The sequence below is a fragment of the Variovorax sp. PBL-E5 genome (assembly GCF_901827185.1).
Lineage (GTDB): Bacteria > Pseudomonadota > Gammaproteobacteria > Burkholderiales > Burkholderiaceae_C > Variovorax.
Window position 1 is genome coordinate 246,854 of record NZ_LR594672.1, and the last position, 25,413, is coordinate 272,266.

Annotated in this window: 25 protein-coding genes; 17 read left to right on the plus strand and 8 right to left on the minus strand. The window is 62.6% G+C overall.

The genetic code is table 11. The annotated features are described in order from the left end of the window. Positions 1-70: 70 nt before the first annotated feature. Positions 71-388 carry a hypothetical protein gene (locus WDLP6_RS28915; protein WP_162570800.1) on the minus strand — a complete coding sequence of 106 codons (318 nt, stop codon included), beginning with the start codon at positions 386-388 and terminating at the stop codon, positions 71-73. A 320-nt stretch (positions 389-708) separates the two neighbouring features. Between WDLP6_RS28915 and WDLP6_RS28920 the strand changes: the two genes are divergently transcribed. The 3 genes from WDLP6_RS28920 (at position 709) to WDLP6_RS28930 (ending at position 3,951) form a co-directional block, all read left to right on the plus strand. Continuing rightward, positions 709-1,143: a hypothetical protein gene (locus WDLP6_RS28920; RefSeq protein ID WP_068674468.1), complete on the plus strand. Its 435-nt coding sequence runs from the start codon at positions 709-711 to the stop codon at positions 1,141-1,143. 139 nt (positions 1,144-1,282) lie between these two features. Then, a complete protein-coding gene (locus WDLP6_RS28925) occupies positions 1,283-1,942 on the plus strand; it encodes a hypothetical protein (protein ID WP_068674466.1) in 660 nt (219 codons plus the stop codon). Positions 1,943-2,739: 797 nt separating this feature from the next. Beyond that, positions 2,740-3,951: a hypothetical protein gene (locus WDLP6_RS28930; protein WP_162570801.1), complete on the plus strand. Its 1,212-nt coding sequence runs from the start codon at positions 2,740-2,742 to the stop codon at positions 3,949-3,951. A gap of 1,121 nt (positions 3,952-5,072) precedes the next feature. On the opposite strand, the gene WDLP6_RS28935 is transcribed toward WDLP6_RS28930, so the two are convergent. After that, positions 5,073-6,122 carry an acyltransferase family protein gene (locus tag WDLP6_RS28935; protein ID WP_068674458.1) on the minus strand — a complete coding sequence of 350 codons (1,050 nt, stop codon included), beginning with the start codon at positions 6,120-6,122 and terminating at the stop codon, positions 5,073-5,075. Positions 6,123-6,440: 318 nt separating this feature from the next. After that, positions 6,441-8,552 (minus strand): FG-GAP repeat protein, encoded by a 2,112-nt coding sequence (locus tag WDLP6_RS28940; RefSeq protein ID WP_068674456.1) that lies wholly within the window; start codon positions 8,550-8,552, stop codon positions 6,441-6,443. A 938-nt stretch (positions 8,553-9,490) separates the two neighbouring features. Here WDLP6_RS28940 and WDLP6_RS28945 point away from each other — a divergent pair. The 6 genes from WDLP6_RS28945 to WDLP6_RS28970 all read left to right on the plus strand — a co-directional run bounded on the left by WDLP6_RS28945 (position 9,491) and on the right by WDLP6_RS28970 (position 12,996). Continuing rightward, positions 9,491-10,030 carry a hypothetical protein gene (locus WDLP6_RS28945; RefSeq protein ID WP_068674454.1) on the plus strand — a complete coding sequence of 180 codons (540 nt, stop codon included), beginning with the start codon at positions 9,491-9,493 and terminating at the stop codon, positions 10,028-10,030. 92 nt (positions 10,031-10,122) lie between these two features. Next, positions 10,123-10,413 (plus strand): hypothetical protein, encoded by a 291-nt coding sequence (locus WDLP6_RS28950; RefSeq protein WP_146041335.1) that lies wholly within the window; start codon positions 10,123-10,125, stop codon positions 10,411-10,413. A 107-nt stretch (positions 10,414-10,520) separates the two neighbouring features. Further along, on the plus strand, positions 10,521-11,009 hold the full coding sequence (locus WDLP6_RS28955; RefSeq protein ID WP_102905934.1) for a hypothetical protein: 489 nt from the start codon (positions 10,521-10,523) through the stop codon (positions 11,007-11,009). A 120-nt stretch (positions 11,010-11,129) separates the two neighbouring features. Next, positions 11,130-11,546, plus strand: coding sequence for a hypothetical protein (locus WDLP6_RS28960; RefSeq protein WP_068674449.1), 417 nt, complete (start codon positions 11,130-11,132; stop codon positions 11,544-11,546). Positions 11,547-11,552: 6 nt separating this feature from the next. Next, on the plus strand, positions 11,553-12,488 hold the full coding sequence (locus WDLP6_RS28965) for a hypothetical protein (protein WP_068674447.1): 936 nt from the start codon (positions 11,553-11,555) through the stop codon (positions 12,486-12,488). Positions 12,489-12,576: 88 nt separating this feature from the next. Next, positions 12,577-12,996 (plus strand): dual specificity protein phosphatase family protein, encoded by a 420-nt coding sequence (locus WDLP6_RS28970; RefSeq protein WP_068674445.1) that lies wholly within the window; start codon positions 12,577-12,579, stop codon positions 12,994-12,996. Positions 12,997-13,128: 132 nt separating this feature from the next. Here the strand turns inward: WDLP6_RS28970 and WDLP6_RS28975 are convergent, their stop codons facing one another. Then, positions 13,129-13,332 carry a hypothetical protein gene (locus WDLP6_RS28975; RefSeq protein WP_068674443.1) on the minus strand — a complete coding sequence of 68 codons (204 nt, stop codon included), beginning with the start codon at positions 13,330-13,332 and terminating at the stop codon, positions 13,129-13,131. A gap of 240 nt (positions 13,333-13,572) precedes the next feature. On the opposite strand from WDLP6_RS28975, the gene WDLP6_RS28980 reads away from it, so the two are divergent. After that, positions 13,573-15,354 (plus strand): phosphoadenosine phosphosulfate reductase domain-containing protein, encoded by a 1,782-nt coding sequence (locus tag WDLP6_RS28980; RefSeq protein ID WP_083944159.1) that lies wholly within the window; start codon positions 13,573-13,575, stop codon positions 15,352-15,354. A gap of 103 nt (positions 15,355-15,457) precedes the next feature. Next, on the plus strand, positions 15,458-15,892 hold the full coding sequence (locus WDLP6_RS28985) for an NUDIX hydrolase (protein ID WP_068674439.1): 435 nt from the start codon (positions 15,458-15,460) through the stop codon (positions 15,890-15,892). A gap of 44 nt (positions 15,893-15,936) precedes the next feature. Here the strand turns inward: WDLP6_RS28985 and WDLP6_RS28990 are convergent, their stop codons facing one another. Next, positions 15,937-17,019, minus strand: coding sequence for a competence protein CoiA family protein (locus WDLP6_RS28990; protein WP_068674437.1), 1,083 nt, complete (start codon positions 17,017-17,019; stop codon positions 15,937-15,939). Positions 17,020-17,304: 285 nt separating this feature from the next. On the opposite strand from WDLP6_RS28990, the gene WDLP6_RS28995 reads away from it, so the two are divergent. The 3 genes from WDLP6_RS28995 to WDLP6_RS29005 all read left to right on the plus strand — a co-directional run bounded on the left by WDLP6_RS28995 (position 17,305) and on the right by WDLP6_RS29005 (position 19,966). After that, positions 17,305-17,550, plus strand: coding sequence for a hypothetical protein (locus tag WDLP6_RS28995; RefSeq protein WP_162595285.1), 246 nt, complete (start codon positions 17,305-17,307; stop codon positions 17,548-17,550). 394 nt (positions 17,551-17,944) lie between these two features. Further along, a complete protein-coding gene (locus tag WDLP6_RS29000) occupies positions 17,945-18,871 on the plus strand; it encodes a hypothetical protein (protein WP_162570802.1) in 927 nt (308 codons plus the stop codon). 129 nt (positions 18,872-19,000) lie between these two features. Continuing rightward, positions 19,001-19,966: a dienelactone hydrolase family protein gene (locus WDLP6_RS29005; protein WP_162570803.1), complete on the plus strand. Its 966-nt coding sequence runs from the start codon at positions 19,001-19,003 to the stop codon at positions 19,964-19,966. Between the two features lie 435 nt (positions 19,967-20,401). On the opposite strand, the gene WDLP6_RS29010 is transcribed toward WDLP6_RS29005, so the two are convergent. The 3 genes from WDLP6_RS29010 to WDLP6_RS29020 all read right to left on the minus strand — a co-directional run bounded on the left by WDLP6_RS29010 (position 20,402) and on the right by WDLP6_RS29020 (position 22,625). Then, positions 20,402-21,457: an acyltransferase family protein gene (locus WDLP6_RS29010; RefSeq protein WP_162570804.1), complete on the minus strand. Its 1,056-nt coding sequence runs from the start codon at positions 21,455-21,457 to the stop codon at positions 20,402-20,404. A 32-nt stretch (positions 21,458-21,489) separates the two neighbouring features. Continuing rightward, positions 21,490-22,059, minus strand: a complete 570-nt coding sequence (locus WDLP6_RS29015; RefSeq protein ID WP_162570805.1) for a hypothetical protein — start codon at positions 22,057-22,059, stop codon at positions 21,490-21,492. 101 nt (positions 22,060-22,160) lie between these two features. Next, positions 22,161-22,625: a hypothetical protein gene (locus tag WDLP6_RS29020; protein WP_162570806.1), complete on the minus strand. Its 465-nt coding sequence runs from the start codon at positions 22,623-22,625 to the stop codon at positions 22,161-22,163. A 61-nt stretch (positions 22,626-22,686) separates the two neighbouring features. Here WDLP6_RS29020 and WDLP6_RS29025 point away from each other — a divergent pair, with 61 nt between their 5' ends. From WDLP6_RS29025 to WDLP6_RS29035, 3 genes are all read left to right on the plus strand, one after another. Further along, a complete protein-coding gene (locus WDLP6_RS29025) occupies positions 22,687-23,664 on the plus strand; it encodes a helix-turn-helix transcriptional regulator (protein ID WP_162570807.1) in 978 nt (325 codons plus the stop codon). A gap of 261 nt (positions 23,665-23,925) precedes the next feature. After that, positions 23,926-24,504 carry a peptidylprolyl isomerase gene (locus WDLP6_RS29030; RefSeq protein WP_162570808.1) on the plus strand — a complete coding sequence of 193 codons (579 nt, stop codon included), beginning with the start codon at positions 23,926-23,928 and terminating at the stop codon, positions 24,502-24,504. A 417-nt stretch (positions 24,505-24,921) separates the two neighbouring features. Continuing rightward, a complete protein-coding gene (locus WDLP6_RS29035; protein WP_162570809.1) occupies positions 24,922-25,317 on the plus strand; it encodes a hypothetical protein in 396 nt (131 codons plus the stop codon). The last annotated feature ends 96 nt before the right edge of the window (positions 25,318-25,413 follow it).

Consider the following 25,413-nt stretch of genomic DNA (forward strand, 5'->3'; position numbering starts at 1 on the left):
GCGGCTCGGGCTCGCGCGTGGCTACACAACGCAGGCCATCAACTCCACGCAAGCCTGCAACATGTACCAACTAAACCAAATCAAGCACGAAACTGCCAACTTCTGGGTTCTCGACGTCGGCCGGAAAGGCTTCGAGGTGTACCAGACAGGCCTGACGCACTCGACCCGCGTCGCGAGCATCGGCCGCGCGACCGAGCAATGCCCCAACCTGGGGCTGCCGCGCGCCATTCGGGAGTGCGAGAGGCGCGAACGCGAACTCCCGCCGGCCATCGACCAGGCGGAACCTTCCCGGCCCCCGGGTCAAGTCCGGGACGCTGCCGCACGCGGTGCCGTAGGAGCGGCCATGGCTGCCCAGTAGCAATCCACCATTCAAATGCGCCACCTTCATCGGTGGCGCATTTCTGCTTGGGCCCAACAGGGTCGGGTCATGCGTGCACAGGCACCGCGGGACACCCCCATTTTCTGGCTATAAGTCAGCTCCGTTTTCCCGCTAAGCGATTTAAATTGCAAGCCCCGACCGCTGGCTGCTAAAATCGGTGGACACGCCGGACCTATAAGGCGAACACTTGGCACCAGGGTGCCCGTTTTAAGACGGCGCACCCCGACCGGCCCCGCCCCATCTCGTCGACCGAGCGACCCCGGCGTCTTGGCCGACTCGGATGGCGCGCCTCCAGGCCTGAGACCTGACCCAGAAGAAAAGGAGTTCTTGTGAGCACCGACACCATTGCCCTCCGGAGCGTGAAGGACCTCGCCGCCGCGGCCGATGCGCGCACTTCGAGCATCGCGCGCAACCTGCTCGCGCTGGCCGACTCGTATGCGGACATTCGCCACGTCAGGGGCGCGCCCGAATACAACGCCCATGCCGCGCACGCCCGCAACCTCCTCATTGCTGCCATTGCACAGGCTCTCTCCAGCCAGCAGGAAGCCCTCACGTCCGCTGCGCTTGACCTGCGTGCGATTGCAGCGACCGCGGGTGTGGACTACGCCCAGAAGGCGGCCACGAGTGCCGAGCGAGCGCTCGTCGCCCCAGTGGTAATCCAGGTGGCGCAGCCTGCAGGCCCGCGAGCCAAGCAACGGGTCGAGACGGATGTGTCCAGTACTGACGGCGCTCTGCTCGATGAGGGTCTTGCTATGGCGGCCTGACCCATGCCCGCTGGAGGCTGAACGTTAGGGCCGACGATGCCATGGCGCTGCATGGAGCAGTGGGACCGTGCTCGATTGCCCGCCGGCACGATGTCTTGTGGGGTAACCTTCAACGTCTAATCGACCACTCGAGGCGTCCATGTTCATCGAGCATCCCAGCCAAGTTCTGAATGCGCTATTCCGCGATAAGCCTTACCAAGGGGCAAATCCAAAAAGCGCAAAATTCCTGTTCATTGGCCTCGACGCGAACTATCACGCAGAAGTAGAAGACGAGCCAATCTTCAAGAAGCTGCGGGAGTACCACGAAGACGGAGTCGCCTTCTGGCGCAGTCACCAACGGCATCATCCGTTTTTACTAGAGCAGTACCCATACCGAGGAGACGGCCGCTTCTATCACAGCAGCTTCGCCCGCATCGGCTTTACGCCGGAGCATGCGAGCCAAGTCGCATTCATAGAGTTACTGCACATTCCTACGGTCGGGCGAAGTCGCCTCGTGCGAGCAGACTTAGACGACGCCCATCTATCCAAGCTCAGCGACTATGTCCTGGATGGCGACGCAGAGCACGTCTTCGTGTCGAAAAAGGTGGCTCGCCTGATGCATGCCACGAAGCGCTTCCGATGGCTGGAAAAGCGACCGCTGGGCCAATTTGGACCGCTCGACATCCTATATCGTCAAGAAACGAAGACTGTCTACAGCCATACGCACTTCTCCGCATATGGCAAATATGAGGCACAGAAGGTCGATGAGGCGGACGCAATCCGGTCACTTCTTCGCGAATCCTCCAGCAAGTGCGTGTAGATGTTTTTGCGGGCAAGTCGCGGTAAATAGCAGATTTCTCAGGTCCGTAGGCCTTTTCGCCGGTGGCAGGCGTGTGCGTAGAAGGCTTGCTAAGCCCGTCAGCTCTGCTCGAGGCGCTGCGCCGCGTGCGCAAGGGAATCGATGTCGCCACCCGGCGGCTGTGAAGTTCACCATGCCGCTTGGCGGAGACCGGGACTTATTTCACGGAATAATGAGGGTGCGGGCGCGCAACCAGTCCATTCGGACCGTGCGCGACAAAGGCACGTTGGCCAGAATCCGGCCATGGACCGAACAATCACCTCGCATCTGGTCGCCACAAGGTCTTTCGTGGACGCATTCCTCAACGACATGTCGCAGCGTGGCCGCGCGCGAGGCGCCCTCGTGCCTGAGCCATCTGGGGACGCTGACGACATTTCGTTGGTGCCAATGAACCCTATGGAGGTGATGCGAGTCGCGAGCGACTGGCGACGCCTGGCCGGTGTGGACCAACGTGCTGAGCGGGTCGCACAGGCCCTTGAAGTCGTAGCGACCGCACGTCGAAGCTCGGCGCAGGTGCGAACAAGCCGGGTGGCCCGGCTTTTCGCCGGCTGCAGGGGAAGCTAGGTGAAGGCTTCCCGCGCCGGCCGCACATGCTGCCATTCGGGGCGGGGACCCGCGCGATGCCAGGTGAGACGCGTAACGGCGCACTGCATGCGGGCCGGCTACACTCGCCTTGCCGCGGCCGGCACGAGTGGTTCGTTCCGGCAAATCGGCTCTGAACGTCCATTGAGGTGTTCGAGAAAAACAAGAGGAGTGCCATGAGCGAGGAATCTAAAACTAAGAAGCCCTTCTTCAAGCGCCTATGGTTCTGGGCCTTGGTCGCAGTCGTCGTCGTCGGGGCCTCCATGGGAGAACGCAAGAACGACTCCAAGGTCGCCAGCACATCGTCGACAACCTCCAGCGAAAAAGCTAAGGACCCGAAGAAATCCGTCGTAACGCTCCCGCCCGCGGAGGAAGACCTCATTCGGGTCATCAGCGGAGCTCAGCGTGAGTCGAAGGACGCCGAGAACGACATGCAGCGAGGCGGCACCAAGGCAAATCGCGACAAGCTGATTTGTCAACAGATGCGTTCGCTTGCTGTAAGCAACTGGGTCGGCAAGGTCGAGAAGATTGACTCCAACAGTGACGGAAAGGGAGTTCTCGAGCTGTCTATTGCCCCCGGCATCACTGTGAAGACGTGGAACAACGCCATCTCGGACGTGCTCCACGGCACACTCATCGAGCCAGGCACGCCGGTTTTCCAAACAGCCTCCCAGATGAAGAGGGGTCAGTATGCGGTGTTCTCCGGCTCGTTCTTTCGCGGCACCGAGGCGGACTGCCTTGCTGAGCAGAGCGTGACCCTGCGCGGGAAGCTGGAGGCGCCCGAACTTGTCTTCAAATTCTCAAGCGTAGCGCCGTACATCGCTACTCAGAGCGCTGCGGCGGCTCAAGGCCCGGTGCCCGCGTCCAATCCGGCCGTCACGACAGCAGTGCCGCAGGCGGCGGCCGCTGCCACTGTAGACCCCGCCGCTGGCACCAAGGTCGTGGGGCAAATCGAGGCAGACGGGCCGAAGACGCTCGGCACCGTCGCCGGGGAGCTCAAGGTCACTGAGTTGCCTTCTGGGGAGCGAGCTGTCACGTTGGGCGGTGCGCCTCTGTTTACCGGCGAGGACGCCCAATGGCAAAGCATCGTCCGGCGGTTCGCGCTTTCTGGGGGCCGGGATGCCGTACTCCTTGCGAGCAGCGGTGGCCGCGGCAATAGCTGTGAAACGCTCTACTTCTTCGTCATCTTGGAGAAGAACAACCAAGCGAAGTGGACGCCTGAGTTTGGAACCTGCTCTCCCGGCGGTACTTTTTCCCAGGACGGCGACCGAATCTCGCTCAGCCTGCCTGCGGTTGGAAAGATGGAAGTGAGCATCTTCGACGGCAAGCAGGTGATTGAAGACGGGAAGCCAGTCGTGCTGGTGGCTGGCAACGACCCTTCGAAGTGAACGGAAGTGGCGGAACGGCGCCAGGCTGACCCGCTACGCATTGCGTCCGGCGGGCGCCGACTGTATCGAGCCAGAGCACCGAGACGCGGGCGCCTAGGTCCCCTGTGAGACCATTGGCGCCGATTGCCCCGACTCGGTTCAGCTCTTGCACTCAATGAACATTGAGTTCGGTCCCCGCACGAACGTGGCGCCGGCGCCCATCGGGGTCACGATTCCATTCGGCCCGTCCTGCCGGTCTACGAGGCTGTAGCCCTGTGGGCAGAGCTTGGCGGCTTCCTCGTAGCAAGCATGAAGAACTGCGCTGCCGCACTTGACCGTGTATGCAGTTCGCCCGTTCGGACCCGGTATGGGTTTCGAGCTGATAGCGCAGCCGTGAAGTACCAAGGCCGTCGCAACAATCGCACTCGCCTTCAAAAAGCGCATAGGTGACTTCTCCTCGTTCCCGATTGGCGAGTGTACAGAACTGCTTTCCTATTCCCGAGTGCGCCGGGGTTCGGGCTGCAGGGGCTTGAGCGCAGCCTTCTGCGCCGCCCGGAGGTCCCGGACCAAACCGCAGGGGAAAAAAGGCATGGAAGGGTTGCCGATATGCTTGCCACCGGCTGACCCTTGGCGCCCAGCACAGCAGGACAAACGGCCCCCAATAATCGTGACAAACGGCTTAAGGATGACAGTAAGGGGCAACGTAGACTTCTGCCATGGGAAGCAGTCACACGGCAACACGATGTTTGAGGCTCTAAAGTTGTTCCTTGCAGGGGCGATTTTATTCGGGCTATTACCGAAATCCTGCACAGCCGACTGCACCGTGTGTGGCCGCTTTGAAGCAGTGGACGGCTGCTCTACTCTGTCTGTGTATAAAGATGGAACCGCAGCGCTGGTGGCCCAGTGCATCGGTCCGGCCAGGGCACCTCGAACCGAGGTCTACAAGTACACCCTAGAGCAGGGTTACGACAGCGACCATTTTGAGTTGTTCACCACGGGGCCCCTTCAAGCGGGGTCAAGCGCTCCGTTTCGCATTTCGATGAAGCGAGCGGGCTCCGACGACTGGGAACCAGTTGGCTACCATCAAAGAATGGATTCGCGCTACCGGCGCCGTTAGGTTTTGCGCCAAAGCCACTCCGCGACTATGAATTCCCCTGGGGCTGTGTCGCAGTCGAATCGTTGCCGGTGGACCGCTGATGCCGTTGCTGCGAATACCTGTCCAAGCCCCAAGATAGGAGGAACGAGCCGACGATGGCTGCTGCCAGGTACAGGATAGGGGAGTCAAACCCGCTTTGCTTCAGGAAATAGAACGCTGGGATGTGGATGATGTAGAGCGGGTAGGAGATATCGCCAAGCAACCGAAGTGCCGCTGAGCCGCTCGATTGCGCGCCTACGGATTTTGCAATTCGCTTAAAGGTCCAGAGCACGGCAAGCAAGGTGAATGCCTGCAGTGCGAAGCTGTCGATGCCGACGTGCAGGAACTGGTCGACCTGGTCTCGCTTCCAACTCGAGGCGAACTGGATGGATATGGCGAGGAGAATGTGCAGCGCAAACATCCACCCTACCTCATTCAGTATGGGCTGGTAGCGCTGCGGCTCTCGCGCAAGCCTGAATCCCGCCAGCCAGATGAAGGACAGGAATACGAGGTTGAGGCCATACCCCACGCCCGAATAGTAGTTCCAGTGAAACAGCGTCCGACCGCAGGTGTGCGCGAGGAACGCGACGAACGACACGCGCGCCAGCAGCTGCAGGGTCGAAGGCTTCAGGCTGAAGAGTAGCGGCGTGAGCAGGTAAAGCCAGAACTCCAGCGCCAGGCTCCAAGCAGGGCCGACGAACGAGTCGCTGGTCACAATCTGATTCAGGAAGAGCACGTTCGCCACGAGCAACCAGGCCGACGGCATGGTGCCGTGCTCCATCGCGAAGACGACGCAAGTCAGGGCGAGCGCGGCGATGTAAATTGGATAGATTCTTAGAGTGCGCCGCCGGAGGAACGCTTTCGGCTCTTTCTGGTACGAGGTGCCTATCGAAAACCCACTAATCAGCAGGAAGCCCAGCACCGCTTCAAAGGCGCCGAATTTTGGAACCAACGCCCAAATCCCGACCGGGACAAAGTCGGGCAGATGGTTTACTGCAACGATGAAGGCCAGGACAAAGCGCAGGCCCGCAAGCACGCTCCATTTATCGATTTGCATTTGACAGGCGCGATGTTGTTTTGAAGACGTTCCTCAGTCCGAGGCCAGTCCCTGGTAGCTCTATTGCTCATACCCGGAAGTCGTTTTGAACGCACTCCGCCGTTTCTCTACGGTCGGCACGCTCCCGCTGGCTTAAGCGCTCGAATCGGCTGTTCGCCTCGAGCGCGATGTCGCATGCCATCGGCCCAGGAATCGGGCCAGGCCTTAGGCCTTTTCTGCACGACCCACCTGCCCTTGGCCGGGAGGCGGGCGTTGGCGCAGGGAATGAAGCAGGCGAGGATGACGTTCTGCACTTTGCTTCGGCCGAAGCGGGAGGCGTCAATACAGGTAGACCGCACCCGAGTAGGCCGTCGCGGGTCCGGTCGGAACGCCATTGATGCCAGAGGTCACGTTCGTCTCACTGGGGGCACCTACAGCCAAGGTTCCGCCCTCGCGTGAAAGGGAAACGGCCCAGCCGAAGCCGCTCACCGAACCGCTCAGGGCAGTTGGCCTGGCCTTGACGAAATCCTCGAGCTTCCATAAACCCGTTCGGTGGTGGAAGGTTTGCACCGCACCTGTGGTGCCACCGACCATATCCAGTGGCCCTGAGCCATTGATGCCAGTTGCGGTAGAGCGGTCGAAGACAATGCCCACCGCCATGAGCAGTCCATCGTATGAAAGCGAGATGCTTTGCCCCATGCCCTGGTTTGCGTACGTGACCGCAGGCTTGAGGGTCGTCTCGAGTGCATAGGCGCCCCCGGGCGCGCGCCGGTAGGTGTGGACCGCACCGGAATTGAGCGCTGGCGGCGCCGTACCGTCAAAGCCAGTCGTGCTGTTCCAGCCTGAACTTTCGTTCGTGGCGCCGACGGCAAGGACACTGCCGTCACCTGAGAGCGCAACCGTGATGCCAAAGACCGTCGGCAGGGCGGGAGTGGGCGACTTCAGGAAGGACGTACGCGTCCAGCTCGAGCCGTTGGCAGCATAGACGTGAACCGCACCAGATATCACGCCCGCATTGCTCGTCTCGTCGCCATCCGCGATGCTGGGGTGCGCATACTCACCGATGGCCAGCGTACTCCCGTCGGGCGAAAGCGCCAAACCATGGCCGAAATGCGCGAAGAAATGGGGATGCGACGCAACGAGCCGCGTTTGCTGTGACCAGGCGCCGGCAGATTGCTCGAATACGTAGACCGCCCCTTCCCGTGTGGCCACGCCAAGCGATTCATCCGGAGCTGCGACCGCCAGACGCGTCCCGTCAGCTGACAAGGAAACGGCGCTCCCGAAGGAAGAGTACCCAGCGACCGAGCGCTTGAGATAGGCCTGTTGCGACCAGGTCGCGCCACTGCGCTTGAAGACATAGGCAGCCCCGGTGCCGGGGAGCGAGTCGTTGTTCGGGTCCGCACCTGTTCCGGTTCCCGAACTCGCCTCGGCTTCAGCGCCCACGGCCAACGTCGAGCCATCCTCGGAGAGCGCTACCGACGCGCCGAAGTAGTCGTTTGGGTCATTGTTGTCCGCCAGCACCCGGGCCTCGAACTTCCACTGGCTCGAACCGACGCGGGAGTAGATGTCGACCTTGCCCGTGTTGGTCACCCAGAACTTCGAACCGACCGCTAGCGTGCTGCCGTCACCTGAAACCGCAACCGAAAGACCGAAGTTCGTGTTGCCCGCGGGTACCGGCGCTCTGAAGTGTCCGATGGCCAGGCTGGGCACCGGCGTCACCGAGTCCGAAAAGGGGCTGCAGCCACTCGCATTGCACGCTTGAACCGCGAACTCAGTGGGTACCTGCTCGAGCAGGGGCAGATTGAGTAGGCTGAACGTTGTTGACAGGAGGTTGTCCGCCATCAGCGTGAGCGAGCTCGGCGTGACGGTGCTCTGGCCGAGCTTGTAGTACGTGGCGCCAGATACCGGCGTCCAGGCAAGGATGTAGCTCTTCACGCCATAGCTGACGGTCGGGGTCGCTGGCTTGTTCGGCGCCGGCGGCGGCGGGACGTTCGCACAGCTGATGGCTACGTCGCCGACCGTGCCCTGGACCGTCCCCGAGCCGAGTGCGACGGTGCAGGCCTGCCCGGTAGGCAGGGTGCGGACCGTCACCGCGTACGCGCTTCCGTAAGCCAAGGCGGTCGGAAATTGGAAGGTACCGTTTGAGCTGAGGTTCAGCTCGTCGCCCCCGTTGTTGCGAAGCACGAGGGTGCCGCTCAGCCCGCTGAGGCTTCCGCCCACGTTGAACGTCGAGACGGCGCAAACCACCCGGATAGCCGTGACTGCGGCGGTTACCGAGCCTTCGCCAGCGCTCACGGAGCACAGGTGCCCCTGGGGTTGCGCCGCCACGGTGACGGCATAAGGGTTGCCTGCTGTGATGGTCTTGGGGAACTGGAAACTGCCGTTGGCGGTGATGCTGATGGCGTCGCCGCCGTTGTTGTGCAGAACAAGCGTTCCGCTCAGGCCCGACACTTCTCCACCAACGCGGAACTCCTTTTCAGGAGTCGGAGCGGGTTCTGCCGGCGCCGCAGGCGATGGCGTCTCCGCTACAGGAAACATAAAGCCTCCGCCTCCGCCTCCACCGCCGCCGCCGCAGGCACTGAGAGCAAGCGCTGCTGCGGCTGCAAGCCAGGCGCGTTTGTAGTTGAGCCATTGGAATGGCGTTGTGGTCCCCAGCGTCACTGTAGCCCTTTGTTGTTAATTTAGGCTACGCAATGTAACCGAAATGTACTGCTGTCAGGTGCCAGGGCGCGCCGGTGTCTGCAGAAAAGTTCGCGAACAGCGCCGAATATCGATGCTTTTGCAACCGTGGCCCCCGCGGAGGCTCCCTCCCTGCAAGTCCTTTAAGCTTTAGCGAGCCGTGGGCGTCTTATAGGAGCGTCCCTCCGCTCCCTACCGAGTGGATTCTTCATGCCTGGCCTTTCCTTTGCACGACCCTGCATCAGCTTCCGACGACAAGGATGGCTGACGCGCCTGAGGGCACGTGCGGCAGACGCCGCCGCCTTCTGCCTGCGTGAATGCAACGCTTGATGCGAGCATCAACACGGCGACCAGCGAAAAGACAACCCTGCGAGTGATGTCTGCGAGCAAATAGAGGGTGGCGTTGCGAAGGAAGCCTCGGGGCGGACGTTGGATATGAAATGAAGACATGGGCAGCCTCGGCGAGGAGGGCGTATCAAGTTCAGGGCGAGACAGAGCACAGGGGACGTAACTGTCCGGATACAGCGTCTAGCCTTCCCGCTTAGCCTTTGGCGGGCGAGCCTATTGCGCCCCGCCCGCGAAGAGGCGGGACGCCCTCCGAGTTGACTAAAATGTGTCTCGGCCGAAATAGGGTTCTAAAATACAAGTGACTGCTATAATGCGATTTCGCGGCCTCTTTAGCGGGTTCGCATTCCAGAGATTGATAGGTCATGACCACAACTGCCGCCACAAGCTTGAGCTCCTCTGAAGTCCGCAGCCTCACCGTGTCCTCGGCGCTCGCGGCACTGCGGCAGGGGACCGGGCGTGCCGAGCCGCGCGACCAGATGTTGAACGCTGACGCGCTGCGAGCGCTGCGCCCTGTGCTCGAGCAGCGCATGGCCGTGCACCGTTCGCTGTTCGAGCCCACGTGGGTGAAAGGTGACGGCGTATTCGAGAGCTTCCTTGACGAGTTTCCGTCGCTGGACCCCGGGGCCGACCAGCTGATGAACGCCGGCGTTCGCGACGACGTTATCTTCTTCGAGGTCGCGCGCCACCGCGAGGGCGTTGGCCTGAGGTATTCCCACATGCTGCGTTTTCCGCTGAGGTATCTGAGCGACGGGGGTGAAGCTACCTTGCGTACAGAGGCGCTAGCCCGGCTGAGCAAGCAGCAGCAAGCGCTGGAAGCGAAGAACGCGGCATTCTCCGATGCAGAGACTGCGGTGCTCACCACCCTTCGGCAGCTGGCTCGCGAAGACCAGGCTGGCGCATGAACGCGATAACGTCACCCCAAACACCTCTGTGCGACTGCCTCCTCGAGGCACTGGACCCCGTCGGCGCGAGTTCCCCCTCCGAAGCTGGCTGGATGGCCGCCGCGCATCTATTCCTCAGCAGGATTACGCCTCCCTCTCTCGAAGCGCTTCTCGTGAGAGCATGTGAAGGTGCGGCCAGGGACAAGGAGCCTTTGCGCACCACCGCGCATGTTCATTTCATCGCCCTGGTGCTGAGCGAAAAGAAAGCCCTGGGCCTGGTCGAGCCCGAGGCGCGTGCGCTCCTGCTGCTTTTGGCCGGGCAGGTCGACCAAATGGAAAACATCTTTTCGTCTTGCGTGCTGCCCGAGTGGGAAGACACCGTGGACGCGAGCAGTGCAAGCTGACACTCAGCCCGACTTCTATGACGCCAACCTGTCCCTCGCAAGCCACAGACGGTCCAGCCGCTGCGCAGCGCCACGTGGCACCCGCGGGAACGCCTCTGTCCGACGCGTTGGAGCGCACGCGCGTCGAGCTCGGCCAGCAGCGCACACCCGCATACGGCGATGCCCTTGCGCTGTGCCGCTGCCTGGAAGCAGAACTTGTCGCGCTGCGAGACACGCCCCAGCCGGCTGCAATGCAGCGCGCCGACCGCACCGAGATTCATAAGCGCTTGACGCGGCTGCAGACCGGAGGCTGCACCTGCATGACGAAGACGCCGGTGCTGGCGTATCACAGCGAGAGTTGCCGATACCGGCTCGCGTCCGAGGTTGACCTGCTACTTGCGGCCGAGGAGCAGACGGTGCCCTCGGCGCCGGTGCCGAGCATTGAGGAAATGGCGGCATTGCTCGGCAGATTGCGCTATGCGCTGCGCAAGCATGCCGGTACCGTGCCTTTCGCCATGGAAGTCGCGGACCGAGCGGGGGAGTACCTTCGGCGCCATGGACTGCAAGGTTCCCCTCTGAGGACGGGGGCCCGCGAGCCCGGTCAAGACAGGGCCTAGCAATCCTGCAGCAGCCCCAGCCCTCCCAGCTGGGCTTTTTTTCATGCTTTCGCCGTGGGAGGGGCCGCCGTACTTAGGGTGGCCAGGTCCGGCCGCCGGCCAGGGTGAATAATGCGCCGGATGCACACCCCAGATTCGCTGAAGGCCTTCCTCGAGGCGCAACCGCTGCGTGGCGCCCTGTTGGCAAAGCTCGCGCCTGCCAAGGACGGGCACCACCCCCGGCCACATCTCGCCGCGGTGCACGTTCTCCTCAGCACCGCGACGCCGTCCGTCATGGAGTTCAAGCTGGAGCATTCCTGCCTTCTTGCGGATTCGACGTCGGACACGCCCGACCAGGCCGTATTCGTCTTTTTCCAGCAGCATCTGAAGCAGGGCGGCCTAGACGGCATGACCGACACTGACCTCCTTGCAACGCGCTATCTCTTCCTGGCCTTTGCCGACGAATTGAAAAATGTCTTTTCGGCGGTGCACGAAGAGTGGGTGCCAAGGCGTCGGCCCGGCGCGCTACTGCTTCCGCCGCGCCGGACCCGTGAGTGACCTCAAATGGACCCACTGCAGTTTGCACGCAATCTGCGCAGCCCGGCCTTGCCGGCCAACGCTTCGGAGTCAGCGAAGCTAAGGCGGGTGGCCAATGGCGTGCGAGCCATCGTACCGCCGCAGCTGCAGGCACTTGGCTTGACACCTACGACCGAATGGGGCGGACGCCGGGAGTTCATCCTCGGCTACATCGGCGGTGTCGCGCTGGGCATCTGCCGGGCGCTGAACATCGGGCGTCTCTCGGCAGAAGCTGCGCTATCGGCGGTGATGGATATGGCCGGTGCGTTCGCGAACGACAAGCCGACCGTGGGCGAGCTCGTCGGGTTAATCGAGGACGGCCGCCGAGCCTTCCTGGCTGGGATGGCTGCTGGGCGCGCCGACGGCCTTGCATGGGAGACGACCACCCCCGCCGCAGGCCTCGTCGGTGCCTTTCAATCAGGGCGCCGAACTTCCCCGCCAGGGCAGGCCGACCCTTCCGCCGAACCGGCAGGCACCCGCTTTGGCAAGGCCGGCGTCGCAATGCGACGCTTGGAGCGCTATCTGGTCGAGCACCTGCCGCGGGTAACGCTAATCCTCTGCACCGCCCTGGTACTCGGCATCACCTTCCAGGCTTGGTCGACGCGCCACGCCGGAAAGACTGCTATCAAGGAGCGGGAGGAAGCGGAGCAGGCTGTGGGCAGGGATGCGAGCAACAGTGCAGCAATCCTTCTTGGGGCCTACCAGAAGTGCCGTATCGTCGGCGTCAGTGACTTGCACCTTTGTGCGACGCACAACGGGCCTTTCCCTCAAGACCGCGCCGCCAAGGCGATGGCAGCCCTCGCCCTGGACTATCGCGCGAGGTTCGACAGCAGTTGTGCCCAGGTGCACAGTACCCAGGAATGTCTGGACCTGCTGTCGCGCGCCTTGCGGATAACGCAGGCCGAGGAGGCACTGGAAAAGTAGTTCGAGACGGCAACCTTGCCGGAGACGGCGAGAAGCGCGCGAGGTGCAGGGGCGGCCCTATACGCAGCAGGCCCCAACGGAGATTCTTATGAAACGTGTTCACTTCCTGCCGCGGCACATGGCGGAGAAAATCCACCCCTTGCCGAACTGCGGCGTCATCTCGCTGACGACACCTGGCGACCCGGACGCTGTGCTCCATTCGGGATGGGCAGCAGTTCTGCGCCTCGCATTCCACGATGCCGACAAGCCTGAGCCGGAGCGCATCGTGTTCAGCAAGGAGATGGCCCGCGAAATCGTGGCCTTTCTGCGCGCGAACGAGCAGCTCGACGAAGTGCTGGTGCATTGCGACCTTGGCATCAGCCGAAGCGCGGCCGTCGCGCTTTTCATCCGGGACACCTTCGACGTCCTTACCTACCGTCGGGGCGTTCCGGTCGACATCCGCTACAGCCAATACAACCGCCTAGTATATCGCCTTTTGAGCGACGCCTACTGGCGGGACGCTGATTGAACAAATACCGCCATCTGGCGGTATTTTTTTGCTCTCAGCGCTGAGCTGGCGCGACCTTTGTCGCGTTTCCGAACCTCCCCGCGCCGGGCCTGAAAAACGCCCTGCAACCAGAAGGCTGCAGGGCGGGAATGGTCAGAATTGGGCGACTGGCTTGACGCCGAGCCTGGCCGGAACGCCCCGAATCAGGTTCAGGAACTTGTCGTCCGGCTGCTTCTCCGACTTCTGCACGACGCCATAGGTGTCGTAAGGGCCGTTTACGGCAACGTACGCTCCGACGTGAAGCTGGAAACGCGAGGACAGCTGGTAGAGGCTGCCGGTGTACTTTGGGTTGGCCATGGGGTGTCCTGGAATGCTGCTGCAGCGCAAAGAGCGGCAAGGCGGGCAGCGGTTTAGAAGGTGACTGCCTTGTCTAGTGACGACGCCTCCTAGCATCTCATTTTGCTTGGCTAAAACGCGTGCGAGATGCTAAACTGTTTAGCAACTCTTAGCCCAAGGCTTATAGGCGACCTAGCATAGTTCTCCTCGTTCAGACTGGGGCTTCTTCGAACTCTTCTAGCCGAGCTCAATCGGTCGACAATGCTTGCAACTGAACTCTCAGAGGCCCACCTGCGTGAACACGAGGCCATGGCGGTCCTGCGCGGCCTGTTGGAGGCTGGCTCGCCGCTGCTGGTGGCCTATAGCGGAGGCAAGGACTCCTCCATCGTCCTGGCCCTGACGCTCAACGCTGCCCTCAGCCTAAAACGCGCCGGCGGCATCGTGCCACCCATCCTGGTCACCCACGGAGACACCGGCATCGAGAACCCAACCGTCTCGGCGCTGGCGATGCAGGAGTTGGAGAAGGTGCGTCGATTCGCCGTCCGCCATGGCCTGGTCGTACGGGCCGACGTCGCCCGCCCGGCGCTCAACGACACCTGGGCGGTCTCGGTTCTCTCGGGGCGCAAGCTCCCGACCTTCGCAAACTCGTCGTCTCGCGACTGCACCATCGGCTACAAGATTTTGCCAATGGTTAAGCTGCGAAAGCGCCTCCTGGCCGCGTTCGGCAAGCACGCCGGCCGCCCAGTCACCGTCATTGGCACCCGATTCGAGGAATCTACTGGTCGCGCGGAACGCATGGACGAGCGCAAGGAGTCCGCCTTCGTGCCCTGGGAGAAGGATGGCGCGCTCTACCTAAGCCCCATCGCGCTATGGACGTCGGACGATGTCTGGGAGAGCCTCGGAAGAATGCGTGCTGGCGACATGGAGGCCTTCACCGACGCGGCCGACGTGTTCGACCTCTACGCCGCGGGTGGCGGTTCCTCCTGCGCAGTAGTCGCCGACATGGCGAGTGAGGGCGCCAAGAAGTCGCGGGCCTGCGGTGCACGCTTCGGGTGTTCGCTTTGCGCGGCCGTCGGCCGGGACAAGTCGCTTGAGAACATGCTCGAGTCGGGCCCCGGCTACGCCTGGCTCCGCGGGCTCAACAACATCCAGCGCTTCCTAGTGGACACGCAGTACGATTTTGACCGCAGGACGTGGCTTGGGCGCACCTTGGACAAGGACGGGTTCCTGCCGGTGGCGCCGGACACGTATTCGCCGGCGATGCTCAAAGAACTCCTTCGCTACTGCCTGACCGCCGATGCCGACGAAGCGCGCGCCTGCCGCAGAGACGGCCTGGCCGCGCCACGCTTCGAGCTGGTCTCGCCGCAGGCTCTTGTTGCCATCGATGCACTGTGGGGGCTTCACGGCAACGCCGAGCGCCCTTTCGCCGCGGTGGAGGTGTGGCTGGACGTGCACGTGAACGGCGCGCGCTACTATCCGCCGAAGGACGTGATTGCGTATCCGGTCCAGAGCTTTCCGGCGCCGCGCTTCATCGCTGTGGGGGAGGAATGGGACCAGGGGTACGCGGGGGACTATTCAGGCCTTCGCGACCTGCACGCCGAGCTCGCGGCACGCGAGGGCACGCCCAACCGCAGGCTGGGTAACGGCCGAGAAGTCCTGCAGTTGTGGGAGTCCGAGCTGTTCGAGGTCGACGTGGAGGGCGCGGACACGTTCCTGGCCTGGGAGGCGGAGGGCAAGGTTGCCGACACCGCCAGCGGCGCTTCGTCGGGCGCCATCTCGTTCTTCTATTACGCGCAGCTCGGCGTCCTGGCCACGTCCGCGCGCCACACCGGCATGCTGGATTCCATCGTCCGGCGGACACGTTGGAAGCAACGTGAAGGGGTCGCGGGGCCGGTGTCTGCTGCCAAGGTGAAGGCGATGGCGCTCTCCAAGACTGAGCGGGACGTTCAGGCTGCGCAGCGTCAGGCGTCAGGAAACGCCTTCCTTGGCCCGACTCCCGAAGTGCCACTGCGCATGAAGCTGTGCCGCCCAGCCTATGTCTGAAGGTCGCCCCGGCAGGTGCCTCCCCTAACCATCGCCTACGACGGTACCTCGCGGCGATGCCCTTTGCTACACGCTTAAGGCAGTCTCCCTTAAAGCAACCAGTATGAACAACCAGTCGCTCCCCCTCGCCGTCTGTCTCATGGCGGTTGTCGGCAATCACGTCGTAGCCGTTTCGCGACGCGACGACCCCACGCAGTGGGGCCTGCCTGGCGGCAAGGTCGACCCCGGCGAGACCGAACTGCAAGCGCTCTTGCGAGAAACGAAGGAAGAGATTGGCCTTGACGTCAGGACATCCGACGTCGTGCCGCTGTTCGTCGGTCCCTGCGGCGGCGAGAACGGTACCAGGCGCTTCCTGGTGACAACGTACCTCCTCAACGCGCCGGCGCCCGAACTCTCCGCCTTGCAAGCAGAAGAGGGCCTGGCGGTCGCGTTGCAGCCCATCGCGCTGCTGCTGCGCCCGGACACGTCCCCCTTTGCTGCATACAACCAACAAGTCTCGTGGGCGTACGCCAAGCACATGGATGCCGCGCAAGCTTGATTCCAAGCAGCCCGGGCCTCGCGCCTGGGCTTTTTCCTGCCCATTCAGGCAGCGAGGTGCCCGCTGGGAACTGCTGCTGCATCGTGCAGCTTCCAGCGGCCTGCCCCGCGCTCGGTGCGGGTAAGCACGGCGGCGCCGAGGAGGGAGGACACCCGTGCGGGCGGGTTCTTCAATTCGCCAGGAGCGCCGAGCGCGGCGCGCAGCTTTTCCGTGACGTACTCGTTGGGCTGCGGCGCATTGCAGTGCAGGCAGATGTTGCTTGTCGGCGCCTTGGACCTCCTGCCGAGGTTGATTTCATACTGCTCGATACGGTTTAGACCGAGGCCGGCAAGCTCGCTCGAGCTTAGCGCGGCCTGCACGCCGGCGAGGGTCTGGGAAAGAGAAGCAGCGGTGAGCGGGTGATACCACCAGGGTTGTTCCGCGCTGTCGAGCATCCCGCAGACGTGCTTCAGCTGCCGTTTGCATGTCCAGCACTCGCCCAACAGGTATCCGACGTGGAGCGTTCGGGTGTATTCAGGCACCTCGTAGGTCAGCCGCTTGCCCAGCAGCGCCTCAACGAACTCGGGCAGCGCCAGAGGGAATCCTTTGACCCGGGGCGGCACGCCGACCTCGAAGTCCTCGAGGGAGAAGACCGGGGTTTCCTTGTCCGTCAACGGCGCAATGCCGCTCTTCATCGGCGCGTGGAACCAGGCGCCGCGTACCCCGGAATCCCTGTAGCGGCGTTGCCGCCGAAGCGTCTCGGCGTGCGGCTGCGGGGACATCTGCACTTCGAACGCGACCTGGGCACGGCCGCGCTCGCAGAAGACGTCGGCAATCCACGCCTCGCCGGTGGGGCAGGCCCCCGGCCGCTCAGTGGTCACCGTCCAGCCGGCCGCGTGCGCCGCCTGCGCGATGAGCTGTTTGCAGTAGAGGTGCTGGGCGCTTTCAGGGGCGGTGGCACAAGGTCCCTTACGGGCGTGCGCAAAGAAATAGTTCCCGAGCGGGCTCGTCTTGGGTACCGCTGCACGCTGGCAACAGGGCATGGTCAAGCCGAGCCGCTTGTAGGTAGCCTTGAGCTCCTCCCACTGGCCTTCCTCAAATTCGAAGGCGTGCAGGTTTGTCGTACCGGTGGTAGCGCGCAGAGGCATCGAGGGTTAGTCGTTCGGCGTAGCTTGGATGATAGGGGCGCGGGGCTGTGGCGGCGACCCTCAACTTTTCCCTCATTCTGCCGATAACCCCTTCCAAACCCCCCAACGAAGGGGGGGGCGACCCTCGTATTCATCCGCGCCGGCGATTCCGCGGGCGTGCTGACCTTCGCTATACGGCAAAGGGTCAACTCTCATCAAGGAAGCACTGTGCTCATCACCCAACAAGAAGTGGAGGCGCTCGCCCAAAAGCGAGGCCTGGTTCTCGAATTCCCCAAGGCTTGGGCCTTGAACAAGTGGGATATCGAACTGGTCAAGCCGCAGCCCGAAGGCACGAAGCCACCTGCCGAGCCTCGCAAGGTCCTGCAGACCAACAATGTCGGCGACCTGTGTCGATTCCTGGGCAAGGACGGCTACACGGAGATGGCGGGCAAGCAAATCCGCCGCACCGAGCCGACCATCTTCCACCTGTGGCACCACGACGGCACGCTCCTTCATAAGTTCACGGGCCCGGTCGCGCTGATGCGCGACTAGCCGGGCCACTGCAACGCAATACATGCATCCGCATTCGGGCCGAATAGTGCCCCGCTCGGCCGTAAACGTAAACGGGTCGATGAGCGAACCGTCGGGGCCGACGCTCATGGTCCAAACCTGAAGGCGCTGACCGAGGCAAACGGGGCCCGGGCCACGGAAGGGAGCCAGACCTCAAGCGGGAAAACGCGCAGCGTCACAATCCGCTGGTATGTCGCGTCCCCACGGCAAACATGCCTGTGGAGGCCAAGGGGGGCAGGAGGCGCGCTTTCGAGAGCGTCTCATTCCGCTTAAGCGGTGAGACGCATGAGACGCGATGCGCACGAAGCAGCAATGGCCACCGAGGCTTCTGCCTGGCGTGCTCCGGCCCCGCCAGCGCCAGGCCATGGAGCTGTTGGTGAACAATGCATCCCACTGCCCATGCCTGTTCTTTGAGGGAGTCCGCGTGCCGCATGCCTTGACGTTTGAAAACTACTTCCTGGAAGCGGAGGAGGGGCGCGTTCGCCTGAAGGTCGTTCCGTCGGTCGATGGGCTTGTGCTCGACCAGGACGACCGATACGCCTTTGACTTCGTGCTCCTTCCGGCGGCAAGGGCCGGGGCCTGGGCGGACGTCTACCTCTTCACCTGCGACACCTGCGGGGACCCAGGCTGCGCTCGCATCGAGGGCGCCATTAGGCTGGAGGCGAGCCTCGGGCACACGACCTGGGTGATACCCGAATCGCTCCGCTCACAGCTGAATCCTGCGTTCCATGGCAAAGGACCGCTGAAACTCACCTTTGATGACAAGGCGTACTCGGCGGAGCTCGAACGCGTCATGGATGCCGTCAGGGCGGAGTCACGTCGTCTTGGCCGCAATGTTGACCTCGTCCCTTGGACGATGAGCGACGGCGAGCCCACGCTGGACCTGGAGGCGCACGTCGAAAAACTCATTCTCCGCAGGAGGTGGCTCGAATGGCGGGAGCGGGTGTGGGGTGCGCTCGACGACACGCACCTGGAGCTCGAGTTTCCAAGCGGCTACGTCCATGCCATCACGGTGGAGTGCCTCGCAAACCTCGTTGTGGGCAAAGGGCCCGCGACACCCTGGACCGAGCAGGTTGGCCGCGAAATCGAAGCGGACGTGGCGCCGCGCTTGAAAGCAGAGCTCGAGTCCGTCGTGGCTCTCGCCAAGACGCTGGGGTGGCCAACCATCTTGCGCGAGGGATTCACTGCTGACCGCAGCCCGGAAGGCCTAGAGCTGGGCGAACTCGAGCGAGAGACTGGATGGTCACAAGCGAAGCTGTCGCTCACGACGCACGCGCAGCGCTACCCGCCAGATTCTGAATAGTCGACGCGCGAAGGCCGAGCCACCGACCCCCTCGATGCAGGCCCACATCCTGCCCTTCTAGCTAGACAGAGGTCACCGAAACGGCCATCATGCCGCCTGGCGCGTCAGAGCGCGGTCAAAGGAGCGGCGATGCACGTTCTTCATTCTGTAGCGTGGAGAAGCTGGCGACTTCTCGCCGCATCAATCCTTGCTTTCAATGCCCTTCATCTCGCGGTAGCACAGCCACGAGGAGGCCAGACCGTTTCGTTTGATGTTACCGAGGCATCCGGGGCCTCACGCAAGCTGCAAGGAGTGCTCTACAAACCCACTGGCGCTCCAAAGGGGGCCGTGGTTCTGGTACATGGCTCCTCCGGCTGGACAGACCACCGAGAAGGCCACTACGGGCGTGCTCTGAGTGAGCGCGGCTACACCGTCCTTGCCATCGACACGTTTGGGCCGCGGGGAATCTCCAACACTGGAGAAAACCAAAGTCAGCTGACGACACTGCAGCAAACGCGTGATGCCTTCGCAGCGCGCCGTTTCCTGGTCGAACAATCGCACCTGCCAGCGCGCATAGCCGTCATGGGATTCTCTCGCGGTGGGCTCGTTGCGCTCTACGCGGCTGACCGAACATACCTGCCAGAGCAGAGCGACCGGTTCGCCGTCGCCATTCCTTTCTATCCGAGCTGCAGTGCCCGACCGCGAGAGCCCAAGCCAGCAAGCGTGGTCTTCATGGCGCTGGGGGAAAAGGATGACTACACCGGCGTGAAGCCGTGCGAAGAACTTGCCAAGGACTATGCGAATGCCGGAGGGAAGATTGAGGTCAAGGTGTACGCCGGAGCCAGTCACGGCTTCGACGGCGACCCAGCCAACACGCGCCTCTTTCGAGCCAGCACGGTTGAGAACTACATGGAGTGTGCGGTTGTAGTGGAGCCGGATGGTCGGTACGCACTGGGCGGAAAGTACTTTTCCGAAGCGAACTACGAGGAACTACTTGGCGAGATGAGGAAGGGCTGCATGAAGAAGGGAGCATCTTTCTGGACGAACACAGCGCAGAAAGAAGCGGCGACCCGAGATGTGCTCGAATTCCTAGACGCGCGGCTCACGGGAAACTAACTAGCACGGTCCCAGGTCGGCCTTCGAGGCCTCGGATGGCAGTCTTGTGGGCTCCGGCTTGCCCTTGAAGGTCACCACACGCGGAACCATGAACTTCCCGCAGTGCCCACAACTTTCCTTGTCGTCGGGTGCAGGGGCTCTACGGTCGGCGAACGAGACAACTTCTTATGCTCCCACTCAAAGTGTGAAGCTCATTCTGGTAACCGAGTGCGGGGGATTCAGGTCCCATTTGTAAGGGAGGTGAAGTCTCACGTCCTGGGCCTCGTGGCCTCAGTGCCCATAGACGGAATGTGATTGAACGCGGGCCCCTTTCCGATGGTGCGGGCCCAGAGGCAAGGCCATAGACCGCGCTGCCGGGGAACTCAAGTCGAACGCCTTAGCTCCGGCGCTGCGCCGTTTCCTCCGCTGCTTCCCCCGTTGGCCGGGGGGCTCTTTTCATGTCTCGGTTCGCCCCATCGGCCCAAGCGCGTCACGCCGGCTATCCACAGGAGCGGAGCTCCGCTGCTGCGAGTACTTGTCCAGTCCCCAGTACAGAAGGAACGAGACCGCCACGACTGCCGCCAAGTAGAGGGTCGGAGATTCGAGCGAAGCGCGCTTCAGCAGATAAAACACTGGGATGTGGGCCACGTACATCGGGTAGGAAATGTCGCCAAGCAGTCGCAGCGTTGCCGAGCCACCTGCTCCCACCCCAGGGTACGTCGTGAACCGTCTGAACGTCCACAGTACAACGACCAACGTGAATGCCTGCAAGGCGAAATGGTCGATGCCGCTGTTGAGGAAGTCATCGATGTGGCCACGCTTCCAGCTGGAGGCAAACTGGATGGCAGTGGCGAGCACGATGTGCAGCGCGAACATCCAGCCAACTTCCTTCAGGATGGGAACGGAATTCTCCGGCTCTCGAGCAAGCCGAAGGCCGGCTAGCCAGATGAAGGAGAGCAACAACAGATTCAGGCCGTAGCCCACCCCAGAAAAGTAGTTCCAGTGGAAGAGGGTTCGCCCGCAGGTGTATGCCAGGTAGGCTGCGAATGAGGCTGCCGTCAAGGCACGCAACGTGGACGGGCGGAGCTTGAAGAGCAAAGGGGTCAGACAGTAGAGCCAGACCTCCAGAGCCAAGGTCCAGGCTGGCCCAACAAAGGAGTCGCTGGTCAGAATCTGATTCAAGAACAGGACGTTGACCAAGACAAGCCAAGCCGACGGGAACGTGTCGTGCTCAAGCGCGAAGACGCCACACGTCAGTACGACTGCCGCAAGGTAAACCGGATAGATACGCAGCGCCCGGCGCCAGAGGAACCCCGCTGGCTCCTTCGCGTACGACGCTCCGATGGAGTAGCCGCTGATGAGGAGGAAACCGAGTATCGCCTCGAAGGCACCGAACTTTGGGATGAAATCCCAGGTGCCGAGGGCCACGAAGTCGGGCAAATGATTCACTGCGACGACGAACGCCAGCACGAATCTCAGCCCTGCGAGGGCGCTCCACTTTTGGATTTGCATTTTGTCGGATGAATGTTGATGGGTTTGCGGGCTCAGCAATGCGACTGCCATCGCCAACTGCGCGCCTGCGAACCCACCACGAAGGGGTAACGGGAGGGGTCATCGCCTCGGGCCCACCGGTCCTTCAAACGGCCTAGCAGCGCCGCCAGACCACCTTGCTTGGCTGCGTAAGCCAGATGCTTGCGGTAGAGCTCGCGCTCCATGGCCAGCACCATCCGCAGGGAAGAGATGTTCTCCTCTGTGTACGCCCACACGCCGTGGACAACGAAGTTTCCGGGGCGGCTCGCGTCAGGCCTGGGTCGAGCTTCAATGTCCGTAGCTCCAATGCTCCTCAGGAACTCGACGCGCGCCGCTGCGACCATCAACCCGTCGCCGTGCATCTCGAGTTCCCGACTCAGCGCGAAGTGCACAGCCTGAATAGCCGGGAAGCGCTCGGCCAGGAACATGGTCACCTCGGCCAGCAATAGAGGTGCGAAGTTGCGAACTTCCCTTCTTGAAGACGGCGAGGGCACAAAGCGGCCGACGCGAACCTCAGACCTGTCGGGGCTAGCCTCGACAGGCTCCACTGTGCCCAGCAGGCGGGCACCCTCATAGACGAACATCGGCTCGCCCAACTCGTACCTCGACAGGCCTGGGCCCGAGAGGTGGAGTTGATGAGGCGGGGAGGGCGGTGCCATTGATTTCATGCTTTCTCGCTCCCTCATCAATGAAGCGTTAGCCCGCAGTACGTCAAGCTCGTCGCCTGCGCCTTCGCGTTCAGGCGCAACAGCTTTCGGCCCCTGCCTTGTCGCGCGTCGGAGAGGCTGCGGTCGCGCAGCACCTTGCGGAAGCGGTAGCCGACGGTGACGACCTGGCCATGAGCGACGACCGCGTACGCGGAGCGGGTCTCGCTTGCGAGGCGCAGCGCCTCGGCACATTCATTGCGGGCAATCTGGCGCAAGGCGCTGCTGTCCAGGGTGACCACCTCAGCTCCGAGGTGGTCATGGGAGTAGTGGCCGTACCGCAGCAGACAATCGAGCAGGAGGCTGTTCATCCCGCGCTGCTGGACGCGCAGGGATGCGTGGGCGCTGAGAGTGGCCGCGACGCCCTCGGTTTGCGTGGAAAAGTGCATCGAACCTGACATCACGAACTCCTCTTTTTGTTTGCAATGCAGGTAGTATTTGCACAAGGGTGGCTCATAGCGTGAGCCACTGATACCAAAGAGTTACTCCCCAGCCGCCACAAGCCCCATGGACCGGACCGAGCGCTTCTACAAAATCGATTCCTTGCTCCAGCGGGGAAGGCCGGTGCCCATCGCCAGGATGCTGGAGGAACTGGAGGTCTCCCGGGCCACCTTCAAGCGCGACATCGAATACATGCGCGACCGTCTCCAAGCGCCCATTGAGTGGGACCGAGATGCCGGTGGCTACGTGTACGCCGGGGCCGGGCCGGGCCTGGAAAGGCAAGAACTCCCGGGGATGTGGTTCAACTCGAGTGAGGCGTATGCGTTGCTGATGATGCAAGCGCTGCTGTCGGAGATGCAGCCAGGGTTGCTGGGCTCACATATAGAGCCTCTGCGGGCGCGACTGCGCGCCGTCATCGAGACAGGACAGCACGCCGCTTCCGACGTCGAGGGCCGCGTGCGCCTGATAACCACCGGCGCGCGGGCCGTGCCAGACAAGCACTTCGAAGTCGTGGCCGCTGCCTTGTTACGCGGCGAACGTCTTAAGTTGAAATATTTTGCCAAGGGGCGTGGCGAAAGCAGCGAGCGTGAGGTGTCGCCCCAGATGCTCTTGCACTACCGCTCGAACTGGCTTCTCTGCGCATACTGTCATGTTCGCAACGGCTTGCGGTCGTTCGCGATGGATTCGATGGAGGCCGTAGAGGTTCTCGCTCGCCCTGCAGGGAAGGTGCCGAACAAGGTGCTTGCCTCGTTCATTGGCGAGGGCTACGGCATTTTCAGCGGCAGCCAACTCACCTGGGCAAAGCTGCGCTTCAGCGCCGAGCGCGCCCGCTGGGTGTCGCGCGAGAGCTGGCACCCGAAGCAACGCATGACGCGCGACGCCCAGGACCGCTTAGTGCTGGAGGTCCCGTATGCCGATGCACGGGAGTTGACGATGGACATCCTGCGCCACGGGCCTCATGTCGAGGTCTTGGAGCCGCCGACCTTGCGTGCGCAGGTGGCGCAAGAGTTAGCTCGGGCGATGGAGCAATACCAAGCCGCTTAAAGGGGTGCATCGGACACCTGTTTGCGGGCCACTGGTCGCTCGTGAGCACTGCCCCGAAGCCGGACCAGCGAACCCCTAATCGAGCTCAGGTCCGGAACCTAGCGACGGCCTCAATCGGCGGGTCGAGCGCGGCTTCTGCAGTGTGTGCCCACTGACCACGTGACACGCAATCGGCGCGATACGCGCTTCCGTCCATGGCAGGACATCAAGCCCGGTTCCAGTTACGATTGCCGGCGGGTGCCACCGACAAACCAAAGAAAAATGAACAAACTCGCAGCCTGCGCCATGCTCGCGGCCACGACGATTCAAGCGCAGACACTGCCGAGCGACGTGGACGAGCGTGGCAGCTACCACGAGGCGCATGTCTACCACGTCATGTTCCGCACAGAGGCGGATGCCAAAGAAGTAGCGTCGCTCCGAACTGTCCCCAAGGAGCGTTTGCTGCCAGCCTTCAAGGTGGCGGCTGTCGCCAAGAGCATCGACCCAGGCTCGCGCCAAGCGGGCGGAGACCTCGGGGTGATTAAAGAGGGCACGATGGTGCGCCCTTTCGAAGCAGCGGCCTTCGCTACCGCGCCTGGCCACATGAGCGGTCCGGTCCAAACGGAGTTTGGCTGGCACTTGGTGTACGTTGCGTCGGCGAAATCGACCCCCGTCGCGCAGGTCTGTGCCCAAACTCTCAAGGCCCAGCTGAGGGCGACGCCGGGACTGCCTGCGAACGTGATTGAGCTCACGAAGAGCTACAAGCCAGGGATGCCGGGCTTTGAGGGCAAGGTGGCGCGGTTACTCGGTCCGCTCTGGGCCTCCCCTCAAGAACATGGATGGAAATCTCACCTTTCTTAAGGTGGGGTCCACCGATGCGTCTGGCAACACGGAGGTCCTGCAGCACACGGAGTACCCGTACGCACGCCTGAACACTTCGCCCCTGGCATGCAAACGGTCGGAGCGAACCAGATACCTGGTGAACTGCAAACAGGGCATTGTCCAATTTCATTCGGCTGAAGAGCAGGCGCTCCGAGGTGGTCAAGGACTCATTGTCAATCGACGGCCCTCAATCGCCGGCGCTATCGACAAGGCAGAGTACGGCGGGTTCTACCGGCAGCTGCGCGCCCTTGCTTGCAGGCCGGAGCTCAAGACCTAAGATATGAGGAGGCCCGATTTTCCATCGTGGCGCCACGGCAAGCCTTCTCGTAGGGGCTTCCTGCATTCGGGCCAGAAGCAGACGGTCAGCCCCTGTCGCCAATCCTTGAGAATCCGTCCATGTATGCCTTAGAAATCTCCATCAACGGACGAGACGCTGTCACCGGCGGCGCAACCGACCTGTGCGTGCTCTCTGCCATCATCACCCTGACAGGGAAGCTGGGCCCTGAGGCTGCACCGCCGCGGGATGATGGAAGCGTCGACATGGACTTGCGTCTTGGAGGACTGACGGCACGCGCGGACGGGGCCGCCGACGAACACTTGGATTGGTTACGAGCGAATTTGAAGGCTGGGGATGTGGTGAGCATCCGCGTCGTCGAGACAGCCACTGCCGACCCTGTAATTTCTGGGCATGAGGCTGAGCGCGTCGCAGACGATGAAAGGGCCTATTTCGAGCATTGCAGGAAGGCATATCTTGAGATGCGTGAGAAGTATGAGCCGACCTCCGCGGCTTAGGGCGTGTGGGTGTGAGACGCTGCCAACCGCCGCGCCGGCCAAAAAGACGGTCGTTTCGGGCCTCCACTTCTCAGCGTCGATGTAGGATTCCCTTCG